A 26,803-nucleotide genomic window follows, 5' to 3' on the forward strand; every position below is an offset into this window, starting at 1 on the left:
TAATTTAAAGGTGGCTAATTTATTAGCCACCTTTTTTTGTTTAAATCTATCCTATGAAAAAAACATGGCTTATTGCGGCGCTTAGCGTCCTATCTTTATCTCCTTCGTTCGCGCAGGACGATTCCTATCAATTGCCTCCTAAAGCGATTGCGGACTTATTGCTGGCGAAACCCACGCCCTTAGTGCGAATTGATTCCAAGGCAGAATATTTGTTATTATTAGGTCGTAATTCCTATCCTACGGTAGAGGAACTAGGCCAACCAGAAATGAAAATTGCGGGTCTTCGCTTGAATCCCTTGAATTTTTCTCCGTCTCGCCAAAGTCCCATCAGCAGCATTACCTTGCAAACGATTCGTACTGGAGCGAAAGTAGAAATCACCGGTTTACCTAAAAACCTAGCTGCCGGATCAATCGCTTGGAATCCGTCGGAAACGAAAATCGCGTTTGCTCAAACCGAGGTGAATGGAGTGGATTTGTATGTTATTGATTTGGCATCGAAAAAAGCGACGCGTATCAATAGCGCTCCTTTAAATCAAGTGTTGGGAAATGCCTTTACTTGGGTGGACGACCAAACAATTCTTTACAAGGTCACGACGCATGATGCGGCCGGAGCTCCTAAACGTCCGATTACGCCTAAAGGACCGACCATTCAACAGAATGTAGGAAAAGCGGCACCAAGACCGACGTTCCAGGATTTGATTAAATCTCCTTATGATGAGAGTTTATTCTCGTATTATGCAGAAGCCCAATTAGTGGTGTATAAAAATGGTGCAAATAAGAAAATAGGGGAGCCTGCTTTATTCAATTCCTTTCAATTATCACCGGACAGAAAGTATATCTTAACGCGTTCTGTAGCAAAGCCTTTCTCGTATGCCGTAACGGCATATGGTTTCCCTACGACGGTGAAAGTCTTAGATTTGGACGGAAAAACAATCAAAGAAATTGCGAAACTACCGTCAGCGGAGAGTGCTCCGGCTGGAAATGATAATGTGCAAAATGTGCCGCGTGGCTTTGATTGGCGTGATGATGAGCCTGCTTCTTTAGTGTATGCCATGCCTTTAGATAGTGGTTTTATTAAAAAGCAGGTCGATTTTCATGATGCCGTTTACTCCTTGTCTGCTCCCTTTACGCAGGAGGCAAAAGAATTATTCAAGACCAAGACTCGTTTTGCTGGGGTGATTTGGGGAAATGCTAAAGTGGCTTTAGTGACTGAGGTGTTGCGTGGTAGACAAACGTCGAAAGTAAGTCGTTATTCTCCAGCAGATGGAACGATGGAGGTATTATACGAACGGAATTTGACGGATGCCTACAAAAATCCAGGAAGTCCGGTGTTGACGAAAAATGCCTTAGGTCGCGAGGTGATTCAATTCACAGATAACGGGACTAAAATTTTGATGAACAATCCGGTGGGTTCTTCGGATCAAGGGGATCTTCCATTTATCTCGAAATTTGATTTAGCGACGAAGAAGAATGAGATTATTTGGCGCGCAAAACCAGGCTACTTTGAACAAGTAGAGGAAGTAATTGATGCAGACAAACTAATCGTTTTAAGTAGAAAGGAATCACAAACGGAGGTGCCTAACTATTTTATCAAGAACTTGTTAAATCCTGCTCAGGATAAGGCTTTGACCCAATTTGAAAATCCTTATCCAAATTTAGTGGGTATCACCAAGGAAAAAATCAAATACAAGCGTGCGGATGGTGTAGACCTAACGGGCGATTTATATCTGCCTAAAGGGTATAATAAAGAGAAGGATGGTCCATTGCCGGTATTGATTTGGGCTTATCCACGTGAATTTAATTCAGCGGCAGATGCAGCGCAGATTCGCGGTAGCAAGGATCGTTTCACGACACTTAGCTGGGCATCGCCTATTTATTATGCGACTCAGGGATACGCGATTTTAGACAATGCGGAGATGCCGATTGTGTCGACGGATGCTTCTAAAAAGCCGAATGACAACTTCGTTGATCAATTACGTTTAAATGCTTCAGCGGCCATTGACCATTTAGTACAGTTAGGAGTGGGCGATCGCAAGCGTATGGCCGTGGGTGGTCACAGTTACGGTGCCTTTATGACTGCGAATTTATTAGCGCATACCGATTTATTTAAAGCGGGTATCGCACGTAGTGGGGCTTATAATCGTACATTGACTCCTTTTGGGTTCCAAAACGAAGACCGCACCTACTGGCAAGCTCCGCAATTGTACTATGAAATGAGTCCATTCAGCTACGCAGATAAAATCAAAGAACCGATTTTATTAGTGCACGGTGAGCAAGACGATAACACGGGTACATTCCCTATCAACTCAGAGCGTTTGTACGCTGCCTTGAAAGGAAACGGAGGAACGACTCGTTTTGTCTACTTACCTTACGAAGCGCATAGCTACAGAGGAAAGGAAAACGTTTTACACTTGCTTTGGGAGCAATTTCAATGGTTAGAAAAATACGTTAAGTAAGGCGAAAAAAAGGAAGCAAAAGAGGGCGCCCCGCAGGGGCGCCCTCTTTTGTTATGTATACGCAGCATTTTTATGCTTTATGCTTTAAAAAGAGAGGCGGCCCGCAGGGCCGCCTCTCTTTTTTTATCTCTACTCTATAATCTCTTATCTAGAAAGATTACCAAATCTTAATCCGATCTTCTGGCTTCTTATACAGCTTATCGCCTGGTTTCACATCAAATGCTTTGTACCAAGCATCCATATTCACTGGAGCACCGATTGTACGGTATTGACCAGGTGAGTGTGGATCTGTTAATACTTGTTGCGCCTCTGTCTCAGGAAGAGAGGAACCTCTCCAAACTTGTGCCCAAGCTAAGAAGAAACGTTGGTCTGGTGAGAATCCATCAATTTTCTTCGTTGACTTACCTTGCTTCGTCATTTTGAAAGCTTCGTAAGCCATATTCAAACCACCTAAGTCACCGATGTTTTCGCCCATTGTTAATTTACCATTGACGTGGATCGTGTCTTGAACCGTGTAAGCATCAAATTGCTTGCCTAAAAGTTCTGTTCTCGCTTTGAACTTCGCTAAGTCGTCTTTCGTCCACCAGTTACGTAAAGTACCGTCTTTATCGTATTGGCTACCAGAATCATCGAATCCGTGTGACATTTCGTGTCCGATTACGGCACCAATTCCACCATAGTTGATCGCGTCATCTGCGTCAGCTGCGAAGAATGGGAATTGTAAGATACCTGCTGGGAATACGATTTCGTTCATCACTGGGCTATAGTAGGCGTTTACTGTTGGTGGCGTCATGCCCCATTTGCTTCTGTCTACTGGTTTGCCTAATTGCGCTAAGTTCTCTTGGAAGCCCCAAGCACCTGCACGACGGATGTTACCGTAGTATTCGTTAGCAGAAATCTCTAAACCATCATAGTTTTTCCATTTGTCAGGATATCCGATTTTAGGAGTAAATGCGTTTAATTTTGCCAAAGCCTTTTCTTTCGTCTCTGCGCTCATCCAATCTAATCTGTTGATGCGTACAGCGAAAGCTTTACGTAGGTTAGCCACTAATTCAACCATTCTGGATTTCGCTTCTGGCTTGAAGTATTTAGCTACATACAATTGACCTAATAATTCACCTAACGTTCCGTCCGTCATCGCTGACATGCGTTGCCATCTTGGGGCTTGTACTTTTTGGCCAGATAATACTTGAGAGTAAGCAAAGCTCGCTTTCACAAATGGAGAGCTTAAATAGCCTGCGCTATTACGCAATACATTCCACGCTAAATAGGTCTTCCACGTGTCTACTGGCGTTTCGATCAATAATTTGTTCGCTGCCTCGAAGAATTTAGGGGCACCTACTAGAATAGAATCTGGAGCAGATGTGCCAAAGTCTTGGAAAGTTAATGCCCAGTTAAAGGCAGGTGTCTTTTGATTGAAATCAGCAAAGGCAAATTTATTGTAAGTCTTGTACGGATCACGCATTTCGACACGAGCCATTTGCGCTTCCGCTAATTTCTTCTCTAATTGGAAAACCGTTTCAGCATTCGCTTTCGCTTGAGCCTCAGGAGTTCCAGTCAAAGTGAATAGCGTCGCTACATATTTTTTGAATGCCTCTTGAATCTTTAGGCTACGCGCATCATTCTTTAAGTAGTAATCGCGATCAGGAAGTGATGTTCCTCCTTGGCCTAATTGCGGTACCATTTTCTCTACATTCTTGCGGTCTTGACCGATGTAGAAACCAAATAAAGGAGAAGCAATACCTGAAGAGCGTAAACGCGCGATTTCAGTCACTACTTGTGACTTGAATTGCAAACCTGCGATGTGTTGTAAATCCGCTTGAATAGGGGTGAAGCCTAATTTTTCAATAGCTATACTGTCCATAGCCGCCGCATAGAAATCAGCGACTCTTCTTTCGACTGAACCAGCAGGGGCTTTCGTGCCTTTGGTTTCATCTAAAATGGTTTTAATCGCATTGATGTTGAAATCACGCAATTGATTGAAAGCGCCCCAACGTGTTTCTTTCGCTGGGATAGGGTTTTTTCTAACCCAAGGACCATTAGAATATTCTACGAAGTCATCACCCGCTTTTACGCTTAGGTTCATATTGTCGCGGTCAATAAATTTTCCCGGTTTTTCTTGGGCAAATAGGCTGCCGCTGACTAAAAGCGAACCAGCCATAAGTAATTGGTAGTATTTATTTTTCATTTGAAAAAGGTTGATGTGACATTAAATTAATTAATTTACTGTATCTAAACTACCGATATGAAAAAATTGTTACTAATCCTGTCCTGCTTTTTAGCATTTAGCCTCTCTATCCACGCTCAAAAGTCCATGTCACATGAGATCATGATCAAGCTGAAGAAAGTAGGTGCCCCTAAAATTTCCCCAGATGGCCGCCATGTCATCTATTCCCGCATCGAAACATCTTATAATCTAGATGAGCAAACTGCTGATCTTTGGATAGCTTCTACGGATGGATCTTCAGAGCCTAGAAAATTAACTAATTCAAAGGGAGGCGAGGACAATTACCAATGGTCCGCTGCTTCAGATAAGATTTATTTCATTGCTAAACGAGACGGCGACGAAGCCCCTCAACTTTACGTTTTACCGCTTTCGGGGGGAGAGGCCCAACGTTTAACCACACTTTCTACCGGGGTAAGTGACGTTAAATTCTCATCAGACGGCTCACGCATTATTTTCTCCAGCCGCGTTTTCCCTACCGCTTTCACGGACTCTGCTAGTAAGAAATTAGCGGAGGAAAAGAAGAAAATTAAAACCAAAGCACGTGTCTATCAATCTTTCCCGGTTCGGTTTTGGGACTCTTGGTTAGATGAGAAACAAGGGCACATCTTCACGATGGACCTAAAGTCAGGTTCAAAGCCTCTGAATTTAATGGCGAACATATCACTTGTAAATTCTCCAGGTTTCCGTTTAGGTTCTTATAACTTCAGTGCTGATGGTAAATCAGTGGTGTTTACAGCGACTACGGAATACAACACAACTGCGTATCAATCAGCAAAATCAAATATCTATTCGGTGAGTTTATCTGGCGGCAAAGAAGTCGTACTCGTGAACGATGAGACGGATTACTCCACCGCTGAATTTACGGAGGATGGGAAATACCTGATTGCATCGGGTTCTGCCATCGGAAATAAATTGTATTACCTGAATCGAATTTACCGCTTTGATGCGTCTTCTTTGTCAGCCAAAAAAGAGCTAGCCGCCACTCTCGATCGTCCCATCAATGATATGGAAATAGCTGGTTCCTCCATCTTCGCTAGTATCGAAGACCAAGGGGTGGATCGAATCGTTGAGATTTCAGTGACCGATGGTTCAGTTAAACCTGTTTTAGGAGCAGAAACGGGTTCTTATGCAGGTCTAAGTTTGTCTACTAATACGCGTGTTTTTGCGTATCAATACCAAAACGTGGCGACTCCGCCAGAGGTTTGGGTCTCGGCAAATGGTTCATTGAAAGCCATTTCAAAAGCAAATGAGGCTGTTTTAGCAGGATTGGATTTGCATAAACCGGAGGTGATTTGGACTAAATCGTCCAGAGGTAAAATGATTCGTTCGGTGGTGTTAAAGCCGACTGGTTTCGATGCTTCAAAGAAATATCCACTCTTTGTTTTAATGCACGGTGGTCCAGCTAGTTCGTTCAAAGATGTGTTTGGATACCGTTGGAATCCCTATATTTTAGGATCAGCGGGCTATGTAATCGTGATGACAGATTATACAGGATCGGTAGGGTATGGCGAGAAATTCGCGCAAGATATTCAGTTTGACCCATTCAAAGGTCCAGGACAAGAAATCCAAGAAGCAGCGGCCGATGCCATTAAACGCTTCTCATATATCGATGGCACTAAACAAGCCGCTGGCGGAGCATCCTATGGAGGTCACTTGGCCAATTGGATGCAAGCGACTACTTCACATTACAAATGTTTGATCTCACACGCTGGTTTAGTGAACTCGGAGGCGCAATGGGGAACTTCGGATGTGATTTGGGGTAGAGAATTGATGAATGGAGGAGCACCTTGGGTACCTACTAAAACCTGGAAGGAACAAAATCCGATGCGCTTCGCAGCGAACTTCAAAACTCCGATGTTACTAACGGTAGGCGAAAACGATTACCGTGTCCCTATTAATAATACGTTGGAAAACTGGAGCATTCATCAACGTCTTCAAATTCCAAGCAAGTTAATTGTCTTCCCTGGCGAAAACCACTGGATCCTAAATCCAGATAACTCGAAGTTCCACTATTCGGAAATTCAAGGTTGGTTAGCGAAGTATTTAAAGTAGCCAGTATGCGGAAATAAGTATCCAGTATCCAGTATACAGTAATCAGTATCCAGTAAATTATCCACTGATTACTGACTACTGTCTACTGATTACAGCCTCATCATCTCCCCAGTCCTCACCGACTCATCACAAGCAAAAGCGATGCGTAAGCTGTTTACGGCATCCTCCACGTGATCCGTCAGGTCGATGTTTTCGTTGATAGCCTGCAGGAAATAGGCTTGCTCGCGATCGCAAAGACCTTGGTGGTCTGGTTCATCTGTTAGGTTAACCCATTCGTCTTCCTTTGTAAATTCGTTTTTTGAATCAATTTCTGCATGGTGTACACGAAGGGATTCTGTTTTCGTGTGTGATTCTACATCATCGGATTTGCCCTCACCGCCTGCATTTTTTGCGACGATGGAAACGGAACCTTTGGGCCCAAACACATCTTTCACAAAATACGCATTCTGAGAGATCATCGGACCCCAGCCTGCCTCGTACCAACCCACGGATCCATCTTCAAAGTGAATTTGTAATTGACCGTAGTTATAATTGCCTGCCGGAATATCTTCTGTCATTCGCGCGCCTATGGCCGAAACACGCATAGGTTTCGATCGCGTCATTTGGCACATCACATCTATATAGTGCACCCCACAATCAACGATAGGGCTTAGCGATTTCATCAAATTACGGTGCACATCCCACATGTAGCCGTGGGATTGTTGATTTAAGTTCATGCGCATGACCAACGGTTTTCCCATTGTCTTCGCAATCTCGATAAACTTAATCCAAGACGGATGATGGCGTAAAATATAGCCCACTACGAGTTTTTTGCCACTTTTCTTTACAGCTTCCGCTACCCGAATAGCACCCGCTAACGAATCCGCTATCGGTTTCTCTAAGAAAACGTGGCAACCTGCTTCTAATGCGGCGATGGCATAGGCTTCGTGGGTATCTGGGTAAGTGGAGATGCAAACTGCATCTGGCTTAGAGTCCGCAAGGGCGGTGTAATAGTCGCTGTAAAGCTTTTGGCCCCCACCTAATGCTTTATTTAATGCTTCTTTGCTATTTCCCGGGGAAACAAGTCCACAGATTTCGAATCCGGCTACATTCTGGTAGGCTTTCGCATGAGAGGCTCCCATGTTTCCGCAACCCACCACGAGCACGCGTATATTTTTCATGTTAATCGATTTAGACTCGTAAATTAGGAAGAATGATTAGAATAATCGAATCTTCGCCTTTACAAATTATGCGCTACATCCTTATTTTCTTGCTATTAGGTTCCTTGAGACTTTCTGCTCAAAACAAATCAGGTATCACAGGTAAACCTGATACGTCCTTTACGAATTATTCAGCTTTGAGGATGGTTTCCAAACAGGATCCTTCCATTCGCCTAGCGGATTATCAAAGTGCAAAGGTCAAAGTGCAAAGTTCAGTGTACAAAGTGATAGGATCAAGGAAACTAGTGGTGGATGAATATGCGGTCTCTTCCACTCGCAAGCTGCCTAGTCTCGTATTTTTCCATGGTGGAGGCTGGAGAACGGGTCATCGTTCTCAGCATATTCCTTTAGCAAAAGCCTTAGCAGATTGTGGATACCGGGTCTTTTTAGTAGAATACCGTTTATCCACGGAGGCTTTATATCCTGCGGCGATGCTAGACGCACAAACAGCCTTGCAATGGGTTTCGAAACGTAAAAATGTAGGCGAAATCTATGTGGGTGGTTATTCAGCTGGGGGCCAAATGGCTGCGCTCCTTGGTTCCGTTCAAGATGAAAATACCTATGGAAAAGGAGTCAAATTAGCCGGGGCCATTGATATCGATGGGATATTGGCCTTTATTCACCCGGAGTCAGGAGAGGGAGATGATAGCAAACGTATCTCAGCGGCGACTCATTATTTTGGGTATAATAAGGTAGAGGGCGAGGCAATCTGGAAGGGGGCTTCCGCTTTGAGTCATGTGACGAAAGGCGATCCGCCGGTATTATTCTTAAATTCTAGTGATGAGCGGATGCACGCAGGGCGTGACGATTTTAGGCAGAAAATGGCCGGTTTGGGAATACATACGGAGTTTCACACATTTGAAAATTCTCATCATACGTTCGTATTAATGAATCACTGGTTCAATCAGGTGGTGGACCGAATGGATCGTTTTATGCGCAAACGTTTAGTGGTGGGAACTGATTTCAAGACGATACAATCCGCAGTAGATGTGGCTCGTCCTGGTCAGGAGATTTTTATTAAAAATGGCAATTACCAAGAAAAGGTATTCATCGATTCATTGAAACACAATTTGTCTTTTGTAGGTGAAAGCAGGGATGGCGTCGTATTGCGGGAGACGATTGCGCGGGATATTTGGCGTTGTTCAAATCCTGATGATTATGGTGCGGGGGTTTTAAATATCAAAGGGCACGATTTGTCATTCCGGAATATGACCATTGTGAATGAATATGGATTCACGGCGACGAAGGATGTGACGATTCCCTGTTTGAACGAGGCGGGAAAGGAGACGACCACGACAGTTCAAAAATATGCTTTGCCAAGAGAAAAGGGAGAGAAAGAGGGAGAGAAGATTGTCCGTGTGGATGGACATCAATTTGCGGTTCGTACGATGCCTGGTGCCACCCGTTTGTCTTTCGAACAATGTACCATCCGATCAGGTGGCGGTGATACGGTAAGTCCTTGGGACGTGAATGCGGGAATGTATTATTTGAATGACTGTTTGATTGAAGGGGGAGTAGATTTGTATTGTCCGCGCGGCTATGCCTTGGCTGAGAATTGCACCTTTGTGTGCCATAATACGAGTGCGGCGATTTGGCACGATGGTTCAGGAGAAGTAGGGGCGAAGACCGTTTTGAAAAATTGTCGTTTTATTGGGGATCCGGGGTATAAATTAGGCCGATACCACCGCGAAGCACAATTTTATCTTTTGAACTGTTCTTTTGATAGAAATATAGCGGATGCACCTATCTACCAGTCAGGTGACCGAGTGCTCAACTGGGGCCATCGCGTGTATTATATGGATTGCCATAAGGATGGAGGCGACTTTGCTTGGCATAAAAATAATAGTCCAGTAAAGGCCAGCGAATTGACATTCAAGACGATTTTTGGAGAAAAATGGAAAAAATAATTTATTGTATCATTAAAATACATTAACTTTGTTCTGTTACCTCTAAACTTATCAACTATGAACTCGAGAAGAAGATTTCTTCAGCAGTCTAGCGCTTTTCTGGCGGCTAGCGTTTTAGCACCTCGTTTCTTGTCTGCACAATCGTTTACCAATCGTCCGGTGGGTATTCAGTTGTTTACCTTTTTTGGGAAATTTGACCAAGATGTAAAAGGGAATTTGCAGAAGATTGCGGAACTAGGCTACACGGAGATTGAATCAGCTTTCTCGATGTTACCCGGTTTTTATGGGATGAAAGGCAAAGAGTTTATGGCCTTGAACAAGGATTTAGGCTTGAATTGGGTTTCACACCACGTGGTGGGAGCGCCCTTGAAACCTCGTCCAGGAATGGATATGTCGCGTTTCCCTAAGATGATTAATTTGCGCGATGATGCGCAGCAAGCGGTGGATAATGTAGCGGAGGCAGGTGTAAAATACTTAGTGTGTGCGAATACGCCAATAGACACGAAGGATGAATTGGCTGCCTCGGTAGCGACTTTACAGAAAACAGCAGAATTAGCGAAGAAAGCAGGACTTACGTTCTGTTATCATAACCACGATGCAGAATTTAAAGTCGTAGATGGCCAAAAAGCATTCGACGTATTTGCCTCTCAAATCTCAGCTGACTTATTGAAATTTGAATTGGATTTAGGATGGGCATCGAAAGCTGGGGTAGATCCAGTGGAGTTGTTCAAACAACATCCTGGCCGTTTCCCTTTATGTCATATCAAAGATTTCGACTCAGAATTTAAAAATATTCTCCCAGTGGGAGAGGGTGTAGTGAACTACAAGCGCATTTTTGATGCAGCTAAATCAGGAGGCCTAGAGCACTTCTTTGTAGAACACGATTTCCCGAAAGACGCTTTCGAAAGCCTTCGCATCAGTAAGAAGGCTTTGGACGCAATTTTATAATCCGCCTAACGGTTTTTTAGTGTTTAATGATTGAATTTTGATTCTGGAAAAACATCCCTTTTTAGGGGATGTTTTTTTATTTTAAGACATAAAATTGGTACGGTGCGAAAGCTAAATGATCATGATCCATCCCGATCTGAACCGTTTTGCCTGTCCACAGGTCTTTCAGAACTGTCGCCCTTTCTCCATAGGCACCTAACATATAATAGGTTACCTCTTGTGGCTGCGCACTAAAGTTGAATAAGAAATAGACTTTCTCTCCATTGAGGTAGCGCTCAAAACCGATGATCGAATTATTGTGCACCTCTAACCAGTGAATATTTTTCAAATCAGCTACCACTTTAAGTGATTTACGCAGCTTGATCAATTTTTGTAGATTCGAGAATACCTTATTTTCGATGGAATCCGCTTTATCTACCGCCGCATTCTTCTTCCAATCAATGATCGGGCGGTGCATCCAACGGTTATCATATGATTTGCCTGGATCTTGTAAATAGGTATAATCATTCGTATAAGCGGCTTCATCTCCATAAAATAACATCGGCACGCCGCCCACAAATAGACTTTGAGCTTGCATTATCGTGATTTTATCGATAGAAGTCTGGATTGAAGCAGGATTTTTAGAGACGATTGCTTTCTCTAAACCACATAAGGAGGCTAACGAACCTGAAAGACGCGCATCCTGTGTTTTCGGGTTTACTGCAAATAAGGCTCCAATGGCTGGGGATTCGATGCCACCGCTATAATAGTTTTTAATGTAGGAACGGTGATCGTAGGGATTAAAACCAGCGTGTTGGATCATCCAATCATCATAACCTAATCCGATATCATCGTGGCAGCGGGTGTAGGTTAACCAAGTGGCCCCTTTCGGTTTACGCAGTAATTCATTCTGTGCAGTGCGCATCACTCGGATATCGCCGGTAGCTAGCGCATCCCATTGGACGGCCATTTGAGTGGCATTGTATGCGAAATCACATTCGTGTGTCGCGAAACGTCCCGTGCCAAAATATTCCATAATCTGAGCTGGAGCCACAATCGCCTCACCTAAAATAGCCATTCCTGGTGTAGCGACTTCCACACACATTTTGATTAATTGCAATAATTGATGAGCCTCCGGCAGGTTTTGGCACGAAGTTCCCATTTGTTTCCAAATGAAAGCCGGCGCATCGATGCGGACAACATCTACTCCAAGGTTCGCGTAGTACAAAACATTAGCAAGCATTTCCACGAAGACTTTGGGATTCGTATAATTCAAATCCCATTGGTAATGGTGGAAAACCGTCATCACCCATTTGTCCATTTTTTCGTCGTATGTAAAACTTCCGGGAGAGCTTTCTGGGAAAATTTCCGGCATGGTTTCCTCCATGGCATCTGGGATGCGACGGTCGTTGTACATGTAGAAATAGTCTTGGTATTCTTTGATGCCAGCTTTGGCTAGTTTAGCCCACTCATGGTGATGCGACGTGTGGTTTAACACGATGTCGATCATCAAGTACATGTCTTTTTGTTGCAGGGCCTTTTGGAACTCGCGCAAATCTTCAATCGTCCCTAATTTCTCCTCCACCACACGGAAATCCTCCACCGCATAACCGCCATCACTCTCGCCCTCGGGGCTTTTGAACAAGGGCATTAAGTGAAGAAAATTCACGCCTAATTTCTCTAAATAGGGAAGCTTAGCGGGTAAATCGGTGATCTTTCCGGCGAAGCGATCCACATATAAACTCATTCCCACTAGATCTTGGCTCAAAAACCAATTCTCCTCTTTCTTCGCTTTCGCCTCATCCCGCTTTTTCAGTTCCGGACTGCGATCCGTATAGGCTTGAAAAATAGTTTGGATCAAATCCGAGAATAATGGACTGTCTCCATAAATCGCTCTAAAGTGGTTATGGATATCATCTAGATTAGCCGTCAAACGTTCTTGAAAGCCAGCGTCCTTAATTTTATGTGATTTCACAAGCGCATTCGCCTGTTTTTGAAGAGCGGAATTGTACACAGTCTATTAATTAAAAATACTATTATTTAAGTTCTTGAAGGCTTCCATGGCCCCTAGGTATTCACAGGTTCTCGCACCGGCCTTATTCGCGTTTTCTACAATCTTTTTCCATGCAGCAAAATCAAGGTCTTGGATGTTTAATCCATCTAATTGATAAAGCACCGCACCTACAAAGGCGTCTCCAGCACCGGTTGTATCAACTGGCTTCACCGGAATACTAGGTATGATGTAGGTTTTACCTGCAAATCCCAATAAAGTCCCCTCTTTCCCTAAGGTAATCGCGAATACACCTGGACAGATATCTAATAAGGCTTCAGTCGCCTCTTCTAAGGATTCCGTTTCCGTGATTAACATCGCTTCTTCATCCGAAAGTTTGGTGAAATCAGCTTCTTTCAAGAAAATCATACTTTGCTTAATGAAGGACGGTATTTTATCGCCAAACAATAAATGGCGGTAATTCGGGTCAAAACTGATGATTTTGCCGTCTTTTTTCGACCGGTCTTTCAAGGAATAATAGGCCGCATTTAAAGGTCCTGATAAGAAAGCAGTTGCCGAGCCGAAGTGAACGATGTTAACTCCAGTTAAATCAATTGCTTCTACTTCTGCTTCCGTTAGTTCTGCATCTGCGCCACGGTTAAAAACGAAATCACGTTCTCCATCTAACATCAAGGAGACGAAGGCAAAAGTCGTGAACGTTTTCGAGTCCAAGTGAACGTGTGTTGTGTTCACGTTGAAATCTTGCATCACGGAGATCATTTGGCGTCCAAAAGGATCATTGCCCACTTTCGCACTCAAGCTCACCTCGCCGCCCAAGGCGCCGATGGCTGCTGCTACGTTTGTGGGAGCTCCTCCAGGTTTCTTTAAGAAATTTTGACCGTCTGACAGGCTAGAACCTTTGTCAGTACAAATCATATCAATCAAGGCTTCGCCTATACAAATGACACTCATGCGGATTGTTTAGATGGGGATGGTTTAATAAAGGCAGTCGCTAGGGCTGCAATGGCTAATAATGCTCCTGCAAAGGTAATCGCATTTCTGGGATCGTTGTCTAAATAATGCTTTAAAATAAAGCCAAATGATAGATTTTGTAGAATCATCGGGATTACAATCATCATATTGATGATGCCCATATAGACACCGTAACGTTCCTTAGGAATATCGCTAACCACCAGTAGATAAGGGATTCCCATCATACTTGCCCAACCAATTCCAAAGCCGGAAATCGCGAAGAATAAAAGGTTTTTATTCTCGATGTGAGGGAAAGCGAGGAAACCCGCAGCGGCTAAAATGAGGCAGATCATATGCACGGATTTGGCACCATATTTTTTTGCAAAACCAGCTAAAGCTAAAGCCGATAAGAAAGTAACGATATTATACCAACCATTCACTAAGCCGGTCCAGGAAACAGCTTCTTCGTACAATTCCGGATTGTCCTTCGGTGTCGCATTCCAAACAGAAAGCGCGATACTTTTAGAGGAATTTTGCCAATAACAAAACAAGGCGTACCACTGGAATAAGTACACTAACGCTAATTGCCACATCACTTTAGGCATTTCACCTATCGCGTGGAAGATTTCGAATATGGATTCTAATATGTTCGTTTTGCGCGATCGAATTTCTGCTAATTCCTCCGCTGTCGGTTCAATTTCCGTCGTTGTGTGCATACTCCACCAGATGGATCCGATCGAACAAACTGCCCCCAAGAAGAAAGAAGCATATACCCAGGTTGGTAAAGATCCGGTCTTGCCTATGAAGATCATGGGGAAGATGAAGAGGGATAGGTTGGCTAAGGTTTGGCCAAAACCAGTAAAAAAACTCTGCATCTGAAAGCCTGTCGGCTGTTGATCGTCATTTAATTTATCAGCGACAAAAGCACGGTAAGGCTCCATCGCCGTATTATTTCCCGCATCCAAGATCCACAATAAACTGGCAGCCATCCACAAAGAGGACGAGAATGGATAGAGTAAAAGGCAAATGCTGCATAGAAGTGCACCTATAAAGAAATAGGGCTTGCGACGTCCCCACTTTGGATGCCAGGTGCTATCACTCATCGCACCGATGAAAGGTTGTATCAATAAACCCGTTACTGGGCCAGCCAGGTTTAATAAGGGTATTTCGTCAGGACTCGCACCTAGGAAATCGTAGATAGGATTCACTGCACTTTGCTGCAATCCGAAACTATATTGAATACCAAAAAAGCCAACGTTCATGTTGACGATCTGGCTAAAACTTAAAGAGGGTTTCCGTAAGGACATGTCTGATAGGTTTATTAGTAGATTAAATTTAATTATTCTACTCAAGACCTGCAAACTGTCCTACACTGTTGACCTTAATATTCTTGATTTAGGGGGTGAATCATCAATTCATCGATCACCACGTGCGCCGGTTGATTCATCACATAATAGATGCTATTCGCCATATCTTCTGGGCTCAACCAGCCATCATGCGATGGATCCCCGGCAGGATCCGCATGAAAATGAGAATCTACTAATCCAGAATAGATCGTGCTTACTTTGATGCCGTCTCGTCTCACCTCTTTTCTAAGGGCTTCTGTGAACGCGTGCTGTGCATATTTAGAAGCACAATAAAGCGATCCACCATCGAAAACGCGTTTTGCTACATCAGAGGCAATCGTGATGAGGTGGCCTTTTTTAGCGGATTTTAGGTGTGGTAGGGCTTTTTGGCAAAATAAAAAAGTCCCTTTTACATTCGTATCAAACACCTGATCCCACTGTGTCGCAGAATAGGATTCGGTAGGGCCAAAAGCCCCAATCCCCGCATTATTAATCACAAAATCAATATGTCCAAAGGTGTGTACCGTTTTTTCCACCGCATCCGAGACAAAAGCCTCATCGGATACATCTCCATCGAAATAAAGTGGACGATGTCCTATCTCGGTAATTTCTGCCGCCAGGTCTTTCAATTCCCCTTTATTGCGTGCCACCAAACTTAATTGGAAGTTGTTTTTTGCTAGTAATAGGGCAAGGGCTCTGCCTATTCCTCGAGAGGCTCCGGTAATGATGGCAGTGGGAAGTGAATTTGACATATTGATTTATTTTATGTTAAATTTAAACAATTCTATGATTATGAGTCAAAAAATAGCGTTTCTTATCAATCCCCTAAAAAAAACTGTTGCCATTGCAAACTATTTTTCTTGGGTAATCGAGACCGTAAAGGTAGAGAAATCGGATTGGGAAATTCAGCTTTTTGCCAAAGAATGGCCTTCTGAGCTAAGTGATTTTGATCAAGTTTGGGTGATGGGTGGCGATGGAACGTTTAATTATTTTGTGAATAAATACCGTTCTATTACGATACCAATCGCCTTATTCAAAGGAGGTACAGGAAATGATTTTTATTGGAAATTATATGGAGATCGTTCGAAGCGTGCACATTTGGATGTGGTGTTAGCTGGTCACGTAGAAACATTTGATGCTGGGGACTGCAATGGGCAACTATTTTTGAATGGCGTGGGTATTGGAATCGAGGGAGAAGTACTGAAATCGATGGATTCCATTCGCTACTTTAAAGGTGGCCTGGGTTATTATTTAGCCGCTATTCCTAATTTATTAAAGTTCAAGACTTATCAAATTCTAGGCGGCCGCGAGGTATTCCTCTGTATGGTTTTCAATTCTTCTAGGGCAGGTGGAGGTTTTTATTTCTTCCCCAAAGCTTCCGTTCAAGATGGCCTACTTGATGTTTTATACTGTGACCCAATACCCGTTTGGAAGCGGCTGTATTATATGCCCATTATTCAGTCAGGAAAGCACGTTAACCTTCCAATTGTAGAATTCTCCCAAACAAAGAAGATCAGCATTAAAACAAGTCGAGTCCTCAGTGCCCAAGTGGATGGAGAAGTTCAAACCTCAGACCAATTTGATTTCCAAGTTCTTCCTGCTAAATTTAAGTTCATTGTACCTCAATTATGAAAAAAATACTCATATTCGCTTTAGTTAGTCTACAAGCGTTCGCACAAGACGCAGACAAAAAGAAAGTCTTAGCTAGAATTCAACAACAAGAATCGCATTATAGTGCGATCGCACAGAAAATCTGGAACTTCGCCGAAGTCGGATATAAAGAAAAACAATCCTCTGCGCTCTTGCAGGAAACCCTGAAACAAGCTGGTTTTACGATTGAAACAGGTGTAGCAGGAATTCCTACCGCCTTTGTCGCAACGTATGGACAAGGAAAACCGGTGATCGGCATTATGGCGGAATACGATGCTTTACCAGGTTTATCACAAGATTCCATTCCCACTAAACGCTCTTTAGGAGGTGCTTCTGGGCATGCCTGTGGCCACCATTTATTTGGGACAGGTTCCTCTGCGGCAGCTATTGCCGTAAAAGAATGGTTAAAGGAAACCGGCGGAAAAGGAACGATTAAATTATACGGATGTCCGGCGGAAGAAGGTGGATCTGGAAAAGTATACATGGTTCGGGAGGGTTTATTTAATGACGCCGATGTCATGTTGCACTGGCACCCGAGCGATGCGAATTCGGTTTCGACGGGTTCTTCTTTGGCAAACAAAACAGGAAAATTCCGCTTTTACGGTCTTTCGTCGCATGCGGCGGCTTCACCAGAAAGAGGGCGTTCTGCCTTAGATGCGGTGGAGGCAATGGACTTTATGGCCAATATGATGCGCGAACACGTGCCCTCTTCTACGCGTATTCACTACGTAATTACAAATGGGGGTAAAGCCCCTAATATCGTCCCAGATTATGCAGAGGTGTATTATTATGTGCGTTCTCCACAGCGCGATATTGTGATGGACGTTTGGAATCGCTTGGAAAAAGCGGCAGAAGGTGCGGCTTTAGGAACTGGAACCCGTTATGAATTAGAGGTAATCGGTGGGGTATATGAGATTTTGCCAAACGAAAAGTTAGCAGCCCTTATGAATGCAAACTTGCAAACGGTGGGAGGATATACCTTGAATCCAACCGAGTTGGCTTTCGCCAAACAAATTCAGCAAACTCCAGGGATGTTGCAGACGGATTTAGCGTCCACTTCTTCGGTCGTTCCGGGTCGTCCAGATCCAAGCGGGGGAGGCTCTACGGATGTGGGAGATGTGAGCTGGGTAGTTCCTACGATTGGTTTAGGAACTGCGACATGGGTTCCGGGAACCACGGCACACAGCTGGCAAGCGGTGGCTGCCGGAGGTACAAGCATCGGTAAAAAAGGAATGATGGTGGCTGCGAAGACTATCGCTGGTACGGCCATGGATTTATTTAAAAACCCAGCCTTAATTGAAGCCGCTAAAGCAGAATGGTCAAAACGTAAAGGTGCTGAATTCAAATACAAGGCTCTTTTAGGTGATCGCAAGCCGGCTTTAAATTACCGTGATTAAAATAAAATAGGCTTCGGCCTTTTTTATTTACTTCATTCATCGTAATATTGCAATGTAATAATTAAGCAAATGGGAATTACCAAAACAGACCTCTTTACAGAAGAACAAAATGCGATTGCGCAGATGGCCAAAGTACTCGGACATCCTGCACGCGTCGCCATTTTGCAGTATTTGGTGAAATCCAATACCTGCATCAACGGAGATTTAGTCCAAGAACTAGGTCTAGCCCAAGCCACCGTTTCTCAACATTTGAGAGAATTGAAAGAGGTGGGCTTTATTCAAGGAACGATTGAAGGAGTCTCCGTTTGTTATTGCATTAACCCAGAAAAGTGGGCAGAATTTAGCCAGCTTTTTGGGGAGTTTTTCGAACATTATTTTGTCGCACAAAAATCTAACTGTTGTTAATATGTCAACTTTTCCAAGAATGCACGTCTCCCTGTATGTCAGCAATTTAGCGGCATCGGTGAATTTTTACTCAACTTTTTTCGGTCAGCCAGCTACGAAAGTGAAACCAGGCTATGCGAAATATGTGTTAGATAGTCCCTCCTTGATTATCTCGTTTATCGAAAATCCAGAACGCGTTCAGGCAAACTTTGGCCACCTAGGTTTCCAAGTAGAAACTTCGGAAGAGATGAATGCCCGTTTAGAAGTGGCAAGAAAACAAGGGATTGTTTCCAAAGAGGAAATAGGGACATCCTGCTGCTTCGCCGTTCAAGACAAATTCTGGGCAACGGATCCCGACGGTGTTCAATGGGAAGTGTATTATTTCCACGAAGATGCAGAATTCAATGACCCGCACTACGCTGCGCAGGATGCATCTGCTTGTTGCATGCCGCCGTTAGCAGTGGCTGAAGAAAAACCAAAATTAAAAATCGCCGAAGTGCAAGCCGCAAACGCTTGTGCCCCAGGCTCAGGATGTTGCTAAGATGAAGGATACGTTAAACCAAAATTTGGACCAAATTCTCTCCCTCGACATCCCAGCCGAGCGCCGAGAAATTCTACAAGTCTTAATCGATTACATCAAAGACAAACGCAAAAAAGAGCAGCCGATTCGCCTGAATTTCATCTGTACGCACAATTCGCGCCGCTCTCAATTCTCACAAGTATGGGCCCAAACCGCCGCTGACTTTTTCCAAATCCCTGCCCAATGTTATTCCGGTGGGGTAGAGGTAACGGCTTGTAATGAACGCACCGTGGCTTCGCTAGAGCGAATGGGTTTCATTGTCTCTAAACACGGGCATTCTAATCCCATCTATTTCGCCTTGCACACGCAGGATTCGCGTCCCATCATTCTTTTTTCGAAACTGTATGATGACGTCATTAATCCGCACGGCAATTTTGCGACGGTCATGACCTGTTCACACGCAGACGAAAATTGCCCTTTCATTCCTGGCGCTGAAGCACGCATTCCGGTCCGTTATGAGGATCCCAAAACCTTTGATGACACCGCTGAGGAGGCTGCGCAATACGATGCAAGATCGAGGCAGATAGCGGGAGAGATGTTTTATGTGTTTTCGAGAGTATCAATCTAGATTTCTTTTGCAGTTAATTTACAGGTATTTCTGAAAATGTCCTTCGAAATATTTTCGCGAAATACCTGTAAATTAGCTCGCAAACAGTAAATCTTTCTTCATCTCTCTTAAGCTGAAGTACGTGGAGGCGGACATCGGAAGTCGCTAGTCAATAGTCCGGAGGAAACATTAATCATTCACCATTTACCATTCACCATTTACCATTCTCTTTACTCTCTTCTCCATAATCTTACGAAGTGTGATCCCTCACCACCAGCCACTTCCCGTTTATTTTTTTCATCAACAACGTAAAATAGCCACCCACATCACCCACGGTCGGTCTTGTCAAATGCCAGCGGCCTAATACCCAGGCAGTCTTTCCTTCTGTCACATCTACTTCTTGAATGTCAAAATCCAAAGTTCCCATTGTCTCGCGATTAGGATACGATTTTAAATAGCGTTGAAGAGTCGCATCCCAACCTGAAACCACGCCAGCCTTTCCAACGAATTTTAGATTAGGGGATTTCTCGTAGTATTCCATAAAACCCTCAATATCGCCCTTGTTCCACAGTTTAATCTGAGTTTGCAGGACAGACTTGATATCGTTTTCGTCTTTATTTGTTTGAGCGAAAAGGAGGGAGGGGAAGAATAGGAGTAGGTAGAGGAGTGTTTTCATATTAGAGTAGAGATTATAGAGTAAAGATAATAGAGAATGGTAAATGGTGAATGGTAAATGCTTCCTCCGGACTCATTCCCTCCGGACTTTCGACTAGCGACTGTCTACTGGCCACTGTCCACTGACTACTGATTTTGGCATTTCGTCTCATTTTCCACTCAACAATTTTAAAAATCCAATTATTGTATCATTTTTGTAGAATACTAATTTAAACCTATGATTAAGAAAATTACGCTAGCCATTTTACTGGCTTTTCCTGTGCTTTCTTCGCTTGCACAGGCCCCCGATGAAAATCGTTTTGTGAAGTCTGTTTTGGTGGACAAATTGGATGAACCTATGGAGTTTACCTTTTTGCCAGATGGACGAATCCTATTTGTAGAACGTAAAGGGGATGTGAAGTCTTATGATACGAAGACTAAAGAGACGAAGACGATCGCTCACTTAAATGTCAACACGAAATACAAAAACCGTTTGGGTCAAGAGCGTGTGGCAGAAGAGGGATTAATGGGTATTGTTTTGGACCCTAACTTCAGTAAAAATCACTGGTTATACCTTTATTATGCGCATCCAACGGAGACGAAGCACATTCTAGCTCGTATGGAATTGCGTGGCGATGAGTTATTGGTAGAGCAACAAAAAGTGCTTTTGGAGGTTCCTACACAGCGGGAGGAATGCTGCCATACGGGTGGTGGAATGGTTTTTGACAAATCAGGAAACTTATTCTTAACCGTGGGAAACAATACAAGTAACAGTAATTCAGATGGTTATGCGCCTATCGATGAGCGTCCGGGTCAAGCGTATTGGGATGATCAACGTGGTGCGTCTAATACGAATGATTTACGCGGAAAGATTTTACGCATTCACCCAGAGGCGAATGGCACGTATACGATTCCAAAAGGCAATTTATTTGCACCAGGTACGCCTAAGACGAAGCCAGAAATTTATACGATGGGTCACCGCAATCCTTGGAGACCTAGTATTGACTCAAAAACGGGTTTCTTATATTGGGGTGAAGTAGGTCCGGATGCGTCAGTAGATTCAGAAAAAGGTCCACGCGGTTATGATGAATTTAATCAGGCCAAAGGTCCAGGCTATTATGGCTGGCCTTATTTCATCGGAAACAACCAAGCTTATGCGGATGTGAACTTTGAGACGATGGCGATTGGACCTAAATTCAATCCAGCTGCTCCAGTGAACGAATCTCCCAATAACACCGGTTTACGTGAATTGCCACCAGCAACGAAAGCGATGATTTGGTATCCATACGGTACTTCAGATGAGTTCCCATTAGTGGGTTCATCAGGTCGTTCAGCGACGGGTGGTCCGGTCTTTAGAAAGGCGAATTTTGCAGGTGCAAAGCGTGCTTTCCCATCGTATTATGAAGGAAAATGGTTGATCGTGGAGTTTATGCGTGGTTGGATTATGGCTGTTACCATGGATGAAAATGGGAATTATAAATCTATGGAGCGCTTTATGCCTTCTACGACTTTTGGTTCGGCGATTGATATGGACTTCAGCCCTGAGGGAGATTTATATGTATTAGAATATGGTTCGGCTTGGTTCCGCGGAAATGAAAACGCACGCTTAGTGAAGATTGAATACCAAGGTGGTAACCGCAAACCATATGTGGAAGCCTCTTCAGCTAAAAAAGCGGGAGCAGCACCATTCACAACGACTTTATCTGCAGAAGGAACGAAAGATTTCGACGGAGATAAGTTGACCTATACATGGACAGTGAAAAAGGCAGGCAAATTTGTGAAGAATTTAGCTGGCGCTAATCCAACCTTGCAACTGAGAGACGCAGGTAAATACGAGGTGATCCTAAAGGCATCCGATCCGAAAGGATTGTCGAATACGGCTTCTTTGGAAATCTTAGTAGGTAACGAAGCGCCAGTAGTGGACATCGCGGTGGAAGGAAATAAATCGTTCTATTTCGAAGGTCAACCTGTGAAATACGAAGTAAAAGTAGAAGATAAAGAAGACGGAACGCTCGGTAAAGGTATCGCCAAAGAGGCAGTTGCTACAACTGTTGATTACGTAGCATCAGGTTACGACCCGATCGAGATGGCCCAGTCACACCGCAAGGCAGATAGCGATTTATTCGCTTCGGCAGGTCTTCGTTTGATCAATGCGAGTGATTGTAAATCTTGTCACCAAATGTCTGTACGCTCTGTAGGGCCATCTTACAAAGAAGTGGCTGAGAAGTACAAAGGTCAAGATATGGTGGAGAAACTTTCTGACAAGGTAATTGCTGGTGGAATGGGCGTTTGGGGAGAACACGCGATGTCTGCTCATCCGAATATCTCGAAAGCAGATGCGAAAGCGATGGTGAACTATATCTTGAGTTTAGGAGATTCCAAAGCAAGTAATGCTATTGCTACTTCAGGAACCTTAGGTTTGAAAAAGCCAGCGGATCAATCGTCTTCGAAAGGGGTGTTCGTGGTTCGTGCGACATATTTAGATAAAGGAAACAAGAAAATGGCTCCAGTTCAATCGGAGAAATGGTTGTTCTTGCGTCACCCAGCCTTGAACGTGGAGAAAGCAGATATGACGAAAGGCATTTTGCAGTTAATCACGCCAGGTCGTTCGACGAACATGGTGGGTCAAAATCCTCACTTAGGCTACAAAGATTTAGATTTAACTGGAATCTCAACAATTGAAATTTCGGCTTCAGCACAAGCGCGTTCTAACGCAGCGGGTGGTGTGATTGAAATTCGTTTGGATTCACCTACCGGAACGGTCATTGGTCAAACAGCGCCGATCGAAGTGTCACAAGGTGGATTTGGTGGACCTCCTCCAGCAGCGGCAACGCCAGGAAAGGGTGCTCCACTAGGAACGGGAGTTGCGGCTCCAGCTTCAGCGCCTGCAGCTACAACAGCCCCTGCACCGTCAGCAGCTCCAGCGGCACCTGCGGGTCAAAGAAGAATGTCTGGTCCAACTGCTCAAAAAGTAGCCATCCAAGCCACTTCAGGTTCTCATGATCTGTATTTTGTGGCGGTAAACCCGAAAGCAACCGAGCAACAAATCGTCGTGCAGATCTCGGGTATTGAAATGAAAAAATAGTCTTTTGATTATAGTAATTCTGGGGTCCTCTCTGCTTTAATAGAGAGGACCCCTTTTTTATGCGCTATACCTTAATTTTGTTGTTAATTTCTGGCTCCTTATTTGGCCAAAAAAATATCACCACCGCTTCGGACGCTACGGCGCCTCTGCATGCATTACAACCAGATTATCCTACACCTTACGGTGCGCCTACAGTTGAAAATATCCAAAAAACCATCGACCGTGTCTTCGCTTATTTAGAAACGGCGACGCCTGATCGTTTTGTGGATAAGACGAGCGGCGCAGAAGTGAAAACCTATAACGCAAATACCCTATTTAGCAAGGGGGATTTTCGTCCGATTTCCTACGAATGGGGCGTGACTTATTCCGGAATGCTCGCTTTAACAGAAGTCACCGGGGATGTGAAATACAAGAACTATGTGTTTATTCGCCTCAATCTGATAAATTCGGCTGTTCCAGAGGCCATAAAGATTCCCGCAGATCAATCTCATGTGTTGAAAGGCTTAGTGCATCCTCGCGCATTAGACGACATCGGAGCGATGGGAATGGCCGTGGTCAAGGCGAAGAAAGCAGGCTTCACGACCGATATGTCTTACATTACGAAACGTGCCTCTGACTTTATTTTAAAGGAAGAGCATCGCTTACCGGATCGCACTTTGGTGCGGATTCGACCATTACACCACACGATGTGGCTGGACGATGTCTATATGGCTATTCCGGCTTTATTGCAGTTAGGGGAATATGAGGAGGCGGTTTTTCAGTTCAATGCCTACCGCAAACGGATGTTCAATCCGAACCAAAATATTTATATGCACGGTTATTTAGTGGACGCCACGGAGCACCCGGAATTTCATTGGGGGCGTGCGAATGGCTGGGCCTTGTTGACCAACTGCGAATTATTGGAGTATTTGCCGGCGAATCACCCGGCGCGTCCGGAGATTTTGGCCCAATTGAATAATCACTTGAAAGGGCTGATGGCTTTGCAGGATGGGACGGGATTTTGGCATCAATTACTGGATAAAAATGATTCCTATTTAGAGACATCTTGCACGGCGATTTATACCTATGTTCTTGCCAAAGGCATAAACAAAGGCTGGCTCGACCCTAAAACCTATGGTCCTGCAGCGATATTAGGCTGGAATGCAGTGAATACGAAAGTGAATGAAAAAGGCCAGGTGGAAGGGACATGCGTAGGAACAGGTTTAGCCTGGGATCCTGCTTTCTACTATCACCGCCCAATTTCACCATTTGCGGCACACGGCTATGGTCCCGTTTTATTAGCTGGAGCAGCCATGATGGATTTAGTGAAACATCACACTTACCAAATCAATGATTCTGCCGTACATTTGAAATAATTATGAAAAACACGTTTGATTTAACAGGAAAAATAGCGCTAGTCACGGGTTGTAAGCGTGGAATCGGAATGGCGATGGCGCTCGGTTTAGCGGAGGCAGGTGCGGATATCATTGGAGTTTCGGCTAATTTAGAATTGGCCGGTTCTCAGGTTTCTGCCACTGTGGAGGCTTTAGGTCGCAAATTCAAAGCTTACCAAGCTGACTTCTCAAATCGAGATTCGCTCTATGCGTTCATCAAACAGTTGAAAGCTGACTATCCCCGCATCGATATATTAGTAAACAACGCAGGAACGATTTTGCGTAATCCGGCAGCGGAACATTCAGATGAGTTTTGGGACGAAGTATTGGAAGTCAATCTGTCATCTCAGTTTATTTTGAGCCGCGAAATCGGTTCTCGGATGATTACTGAAGGTAGTGGAAAAATTATTTTTACTGCTTCTCTATTAAGCTTTCAAGGTGGCATTAATGTGCCGGGTTATGCTGCCAGTAAAGGCGGTATCGCCCGTTTAACAATGGCTTTAGCGAACGAGTGGGCTGGGAAAGGAGTAAATGTGAACGCGATTGCTCCGGGTTATATTTCCACTGATAATACGACGGCATTGCGCGAAGATAAAGAGCGCAGCGCTTCTATTTTAGGTCGAATTCCGGCGGGAAGATGGGGGGAACCAGAAGACTTTAAGGGTCCGGTGGTATTCTTAGCTTCTGAAGCCTCTAATTATGTACACGGAACCATTTTGACCGTTGATGGCGGCTGGATGGGAAGGTAAAAGTGTAGAGATAATAGAGTAGAGATAAGAGATATGAATCTCGACTCTATTATCACTTATCTCTACTCTATACTCTATTATCTCTTATCTAATAATTATGAAAAAACTAACTCTAATCCTCACCCTACTCTCTACCTCCCTTTTCGCGCAGAAAATTGATGTGGATAAACAAATCGCTTTAGCTGGACAGCAATACCAATTGATGCTAGCGGCACAGCCAGATACTAGCACGACGGTGCACTCAGCTAAACAAGATGGAACCTACCGAAATATGCCATCTAAGTGGTGGTGTTCAGGTTTCTTCCCAGGTGGACTTTGGTTCTTGTATGAGAAAACTAAGGACCCGAAATGGGAAGCAGCAGCTCGTTTATGGACGGCGGCTGTAAAGAAGGAGCAGTTTAATACGGGGACGCATGATTTGGGATTCATGATGTTTGACTCTTTTGGGAATGGTTTGCGTCTGACGAAGGATCCGGAATATAAGAAAGTGTTGATTCAATCGGCGAAGTCTTTAGCGACGCGTTTCGATCCTAAGATTGGCTTGATTAAGTCATGGAATGGTTTCAAAGGAGGGTATCAATATCCGGTGATCATCGATAACATGATGAACCTAGAATTGTTGTTTTGGGCTTCGCGCGAGACGGGGGATCCGCGTTTTAAGGAGATTGCGATTATTCACGCGGATAACACGATGAAGAACCATTTTAGACCGGATTATTCGAGTTATCACGTGATTTGCTATGATGTAGATGGCAAGGTTTTGGCCAAAAAACAACACCAAGGCTACCAAGACGAGTCTACCTGGACGCGCGGACATGCTTGGGCAATGTACGGCTACGTGGAAATGTATCGTAATACGAAGGACAAAAAATACCTTGACTTCGCCCAAAAAATCTCTGATTTCTATTTAAATCACCCGAATATGCCGGCTGACAAGATTCCGTATTGGGATTTCTATGCGCCTAACATTCCTACAGAGGAGCGCGATGCATCTGCAGGAGCGATTGCGGCTTCTGCCTTGCTCGAATTGAGTACGTATTCAGGAGAAAAAGGCAAACGTTACTATGCAGATGCGGTGAAGATGTTGGAATCGCTTTCGTCTCCAGCGTACCGTGCGGCCTTGGGAGAAAATAATCACTTCTTGATCAAGCATTGCGTGGGAGCGAAATCGCTGAATTCGGAGATTGATGTGCCCCTAATCTATGCGGATTACTATTATTTAGAAGGCTTGTTGCGCTACCAAAAAATGGCTAAAAAATAGACGGCTTTTTGGGCTGAATTTCGTACCTTTGAGGCTTCATTTTTATC

General features: G+C 44.0%; 20 protein-coding genes. 13 read left to right on the plus strand and 7 right to left on the minus strand.

Features of this window, described 5'->3' with window-relative positions; all coding sequences use genetic code 11:
- Positions 1-53 precede the first annotated feature (53 nt).
- Complete coding sequence (locus G9X62_RS08175) at positions 54-2,456, plus strand: S9 family peptidase (protein WP_223130240.1); 2,403 nt, start codon at positions 54-56, stop codon at positions 2,454-2,456.
- A 157-nt stretch (positions 2,457-2,613) separates the two neighbouring features.
- Here the strand turns inward: G9X62_RS08175 and G9X62_RS08180 are convergent, their stop codons facing one another.
- Positions 2,614-4,644, minus strand: a complete 2,031-nt coding sequence (locus G9X62_RS08180; RefSeq protein WP_261345507.1) for a M13 family metallopeptidase — start codon at positions 4,642-4,644, stop codon at positions 2,614-2,616.
- 57 nt (positions 4,645-4,701) lie between these two features.
- On the opposite strand from G9X62_RS08180, the gene G9X62_RS08185 reads away from it, so the two are divergent.
- Entirely contained in the window at positions 4,702-6,735 is a 2,034-nt protein-coding gene (locus G9X62_RS08185) for a S9 family peptidase (RefSeq protein ID WP_223130241.1), read from the plus strand.
- Positions 6,736-6,824: 89 nt separating this feature from the next.
- Here the strand turns inward: G9X62_RS08185 and G9X62_RS08190 are convergent, their stop codons facing one another.
- A complete protein-coding gene (locus G9X62_RS08190) occupies positions 6,825-7,895 on the minus strand; it encodes a Gfo/Idh/MocA family protein (RefSeq protein ID WP_223130242.1) in 1,071 nt (356 codons plus the stop codon).
- Positions 7,896-7,927: 32 nt separating this feature from the next.
- Here G9X62_RS08190 and G9X62_RS08195 point away from each other — a divergent pair, with 32 nt between their 5' ends.
- Together G9X62_RS08195 and G9X62_RS08200 are read left to right on the plus strand one after the other, a co-directional pair.
- The gene (locus G9X62_RS08195) at positions 7,928-9,841 is read left to right on the plus strand and encodes an alpha/beta hydrolase fold domain-containing protein (RefSeq protein WP_223130243.1); all 1,914 of its coding nucleotides are present in this window, start codon (positions 7,928-7,930) and stop codon (positions 9,839-9,841) included.
- A 57-nt stretch (positions 9,842-9,898) separates the two neighbouring features.
- Complete coding sequence (locus tag G9X62_RS08200; RefSeq protein ID WP_223130244.1) at positions 9,899-10,789, plus strand: sugar phosphate isomerase/epimerase family protein; 891 nt, start codon at positions 9,899-9,901, stop codon at positions 10,787-10,789.
- 76 nt (positions 10,790-10,865) lie between these two features.
- Here the strand turns inward: G9X62_RS08200 and G9X62_RS08205 are convergent, their stop codons facing one another.
- The 4 genes from G9X62_RS08205 to G9X62_RS08220 form a co-directional block, all read right to left on the minus strand.
- Positions 10,866-12,782, minus strand: coding sequence for an alpha-amylase family glycosyl hydrolase (locus G9X62_RS08205; RefSeq protein ID WP_223130245.1), 1,917 nt, complete (start codon positions 12,780-12,782; stop codon positions 10,866-10,868).
- A gap of 6 nt (positions 12,783-12,788) precedes the next feature.
- Entirely contained in the window at positions 12,789-13,730 is a 942-nt protein-coding gene (locus tag G9X62_RS08210) for a carbohydrate kinase family protein (RefSeq protein ID WP_223130246.1), read from the minus strand.
- On the minus strand, positions 13,727-15,037 hold the full coding sequence (locus G9X62_RS08215; protein ID WP_223130247.1) for an MFS transporter: 1,311 nt from the start codon (positions 15,035-15,037) through the stop codon (positions 13,727-13,729). The genes G9X62_RS08210 and G9X62_RS08215 overlap by 4 nt, the downstream gene beginning before the upstream one ends.
- A 74-nt stretch (positions 15,038-15,111) precedes the next feature.
- Complete coding sequence (locus tag G9X62_RS08220) at positions 15,112-15,828, minus strand: SDR family oxidoreductase (protein ID WP_223130248.1); 717 nt, start codon at positions 15,826-15,828, stop codon at positions 15,112-15,114.
- Between the two features lie 40 nt (positions 15,829-15,868).
- Here G9X62_RS08220 and G9X62_RS08225 point away from each other — a divergent pair, with 40 nt between their 5' ends.
- The 5 genes from G9X62_RS08225 to G9X62_RS08245 all read left to right on the plus strand — a co-directional run bounded on the left by G9X62_RS08225 (position 15,869) and on the right by G9X62_RS08245 (position 19,655).
- The gene (locus G9X62_RS08225; RefSeq protein ID WP_223130249.1) at positions 15,869-16,708 is read left to right on the plus strand and encodes a diacylglycerol/lipid kinase family protein; all 840 of its coding nucleotides are present in this window, start codon (positions 15,869-15,871) and stop codon (positions 16,706-16,708) included.
- Positions 16,705-18,123: an amidohydrolase gene (locus G9X62_RS08230; RefSeq protein WP_223130250.1), complete on the plus strand. Its 1,419-nt coding sequence runs from the start codon at positions 16,705-16,707 to the stop codon at positions 18,121-18,123. The genes G9X62_RS08225 and G9X62_RS08230 overlap by 4 nt, the downstream gene beginning before the upstream one ends.
- Positions 18,124-18,192: 69 nt before the next feature.
- Positions 18,193-18,528, plus strand: a complete 336-nt coding sequence (locus G9X62_RS08235; protein ID WP_130923603.1) for an ArsR/SmtB family transcription factor — start codon at positions 18,193-18,195, stop codon at positions 18,526-18,528.
- A gap of 1 nt (position 18,529) precedes the next feature.
- On the plus strand, positions 18,530-19,048 hold the full coding sequence (locus tag G9X62_RS08240) for an ArsI/CadI family heavy metal resistance metalloenzyme (RefSeq protein ID WP_223130251.1): 519 nt from the start codon (positions 18,530-18,532) through the stop codon (positions 19,046-19,048).
- A gap of 1 nt (position 19,049) precedes the next feature.
- Positions 19,050-19,655, plus strand: coding sequence for a low molecular weight phosphatase family protein (locus G9X62_RS08245; RefSeq protein ID WP_223130252.1), 606 nt, complete (start codon positions 19,050-19,052; stop codon positions 19,653-19,655).
- A 229-nt stretch (positions 19,656-19,884) separates the two neighbouring features.
- Here the strand turns inward: G9X62_RS08245 and G9X62_RS08250 are convergent, their stop codons facing one another.
- On the minus strand, positions 19,885-20,310 hold the full coding sequence (locus G9X62_RS08250; protein ID WP_223130253.1) for a YybH family protein: 426 nt from the start codon (positions 20,308-20,310) through the stop codon (positions 19,885-19,887).
- Between the two features lie 216 nt (positions 20,311-20,526).
- Here G9X62_RS08250 and G9X62_RS08255 point away from each other — a divergent pair, with 216 nt between their 5' ends.
- The 4 genes from G9X62_RS08255 (at position 20,527) to G9X62_RS08270 (ending at position 26,756) form a co-directional block, all read left to right on the plus strand.
- The gene (locus G9X62_RS08255) at positions 20,527-23,373 is read left to right on the plus strand and encodes a PQQ-dependent sugar dehydrogenase (RefSeq protein WP_223130254.1); all 2,847 of its coding nucleotides are present in this window, start codon (positions 20,527-20,529) and stop codon (positions 23,371-23,373) included.
- A gap of 59 nt (positions 23,374-23,432) precedes the next feature.
- Complete coding sequence (locus tag G9X62_RS08260; RefSeq protein ID WP_223130255.1) at positions 23,433-24,728, plus strand: glycoside hydrolase family 88/105 protein; 1,296 nt, start codon at positions 23,433-23,435, stop codon at positions 24,726-24,728.
- Positions 24,729-24,730: 2 nt separating this feature from the next.
- Positions 24,731-25,495, plus strand: a complete 765-nt coding sequence (locus tag G9X62_RS08265; protein ID WP_223130256.1) for an SDR family oxidoreductase — start codon at positions 24,731-24,733, stop codon at positions 25,493-25,495.
- A 97-nt stretch (positions 25,496-25,592) separates the two neighbouring features.
- Positions 25,593-26,756 (plus strand): glycoside hydrolase family 88 protein, encoded by a 1,164-nt coding sequence (locus tag G9X62_RS08270; protein WP_223130257.1) that lies wholly within the window; start codon positions 25,593-25,595, stop codon positions 26,754-26,756.
- Positions 26,757-26,803 lie beyond the last annotated feature (47 nt).

The sequence above is a fragment of the Aquirufa lenticrescens genome, assembly GCF_019916085.1.
GTDB classification, from domain to species: Bacteria; Bacteroidota; Bacteroidia; order Cytophagales; family Spirosomataceae; genus Aquirufa; species Aquirufa lenticrescens.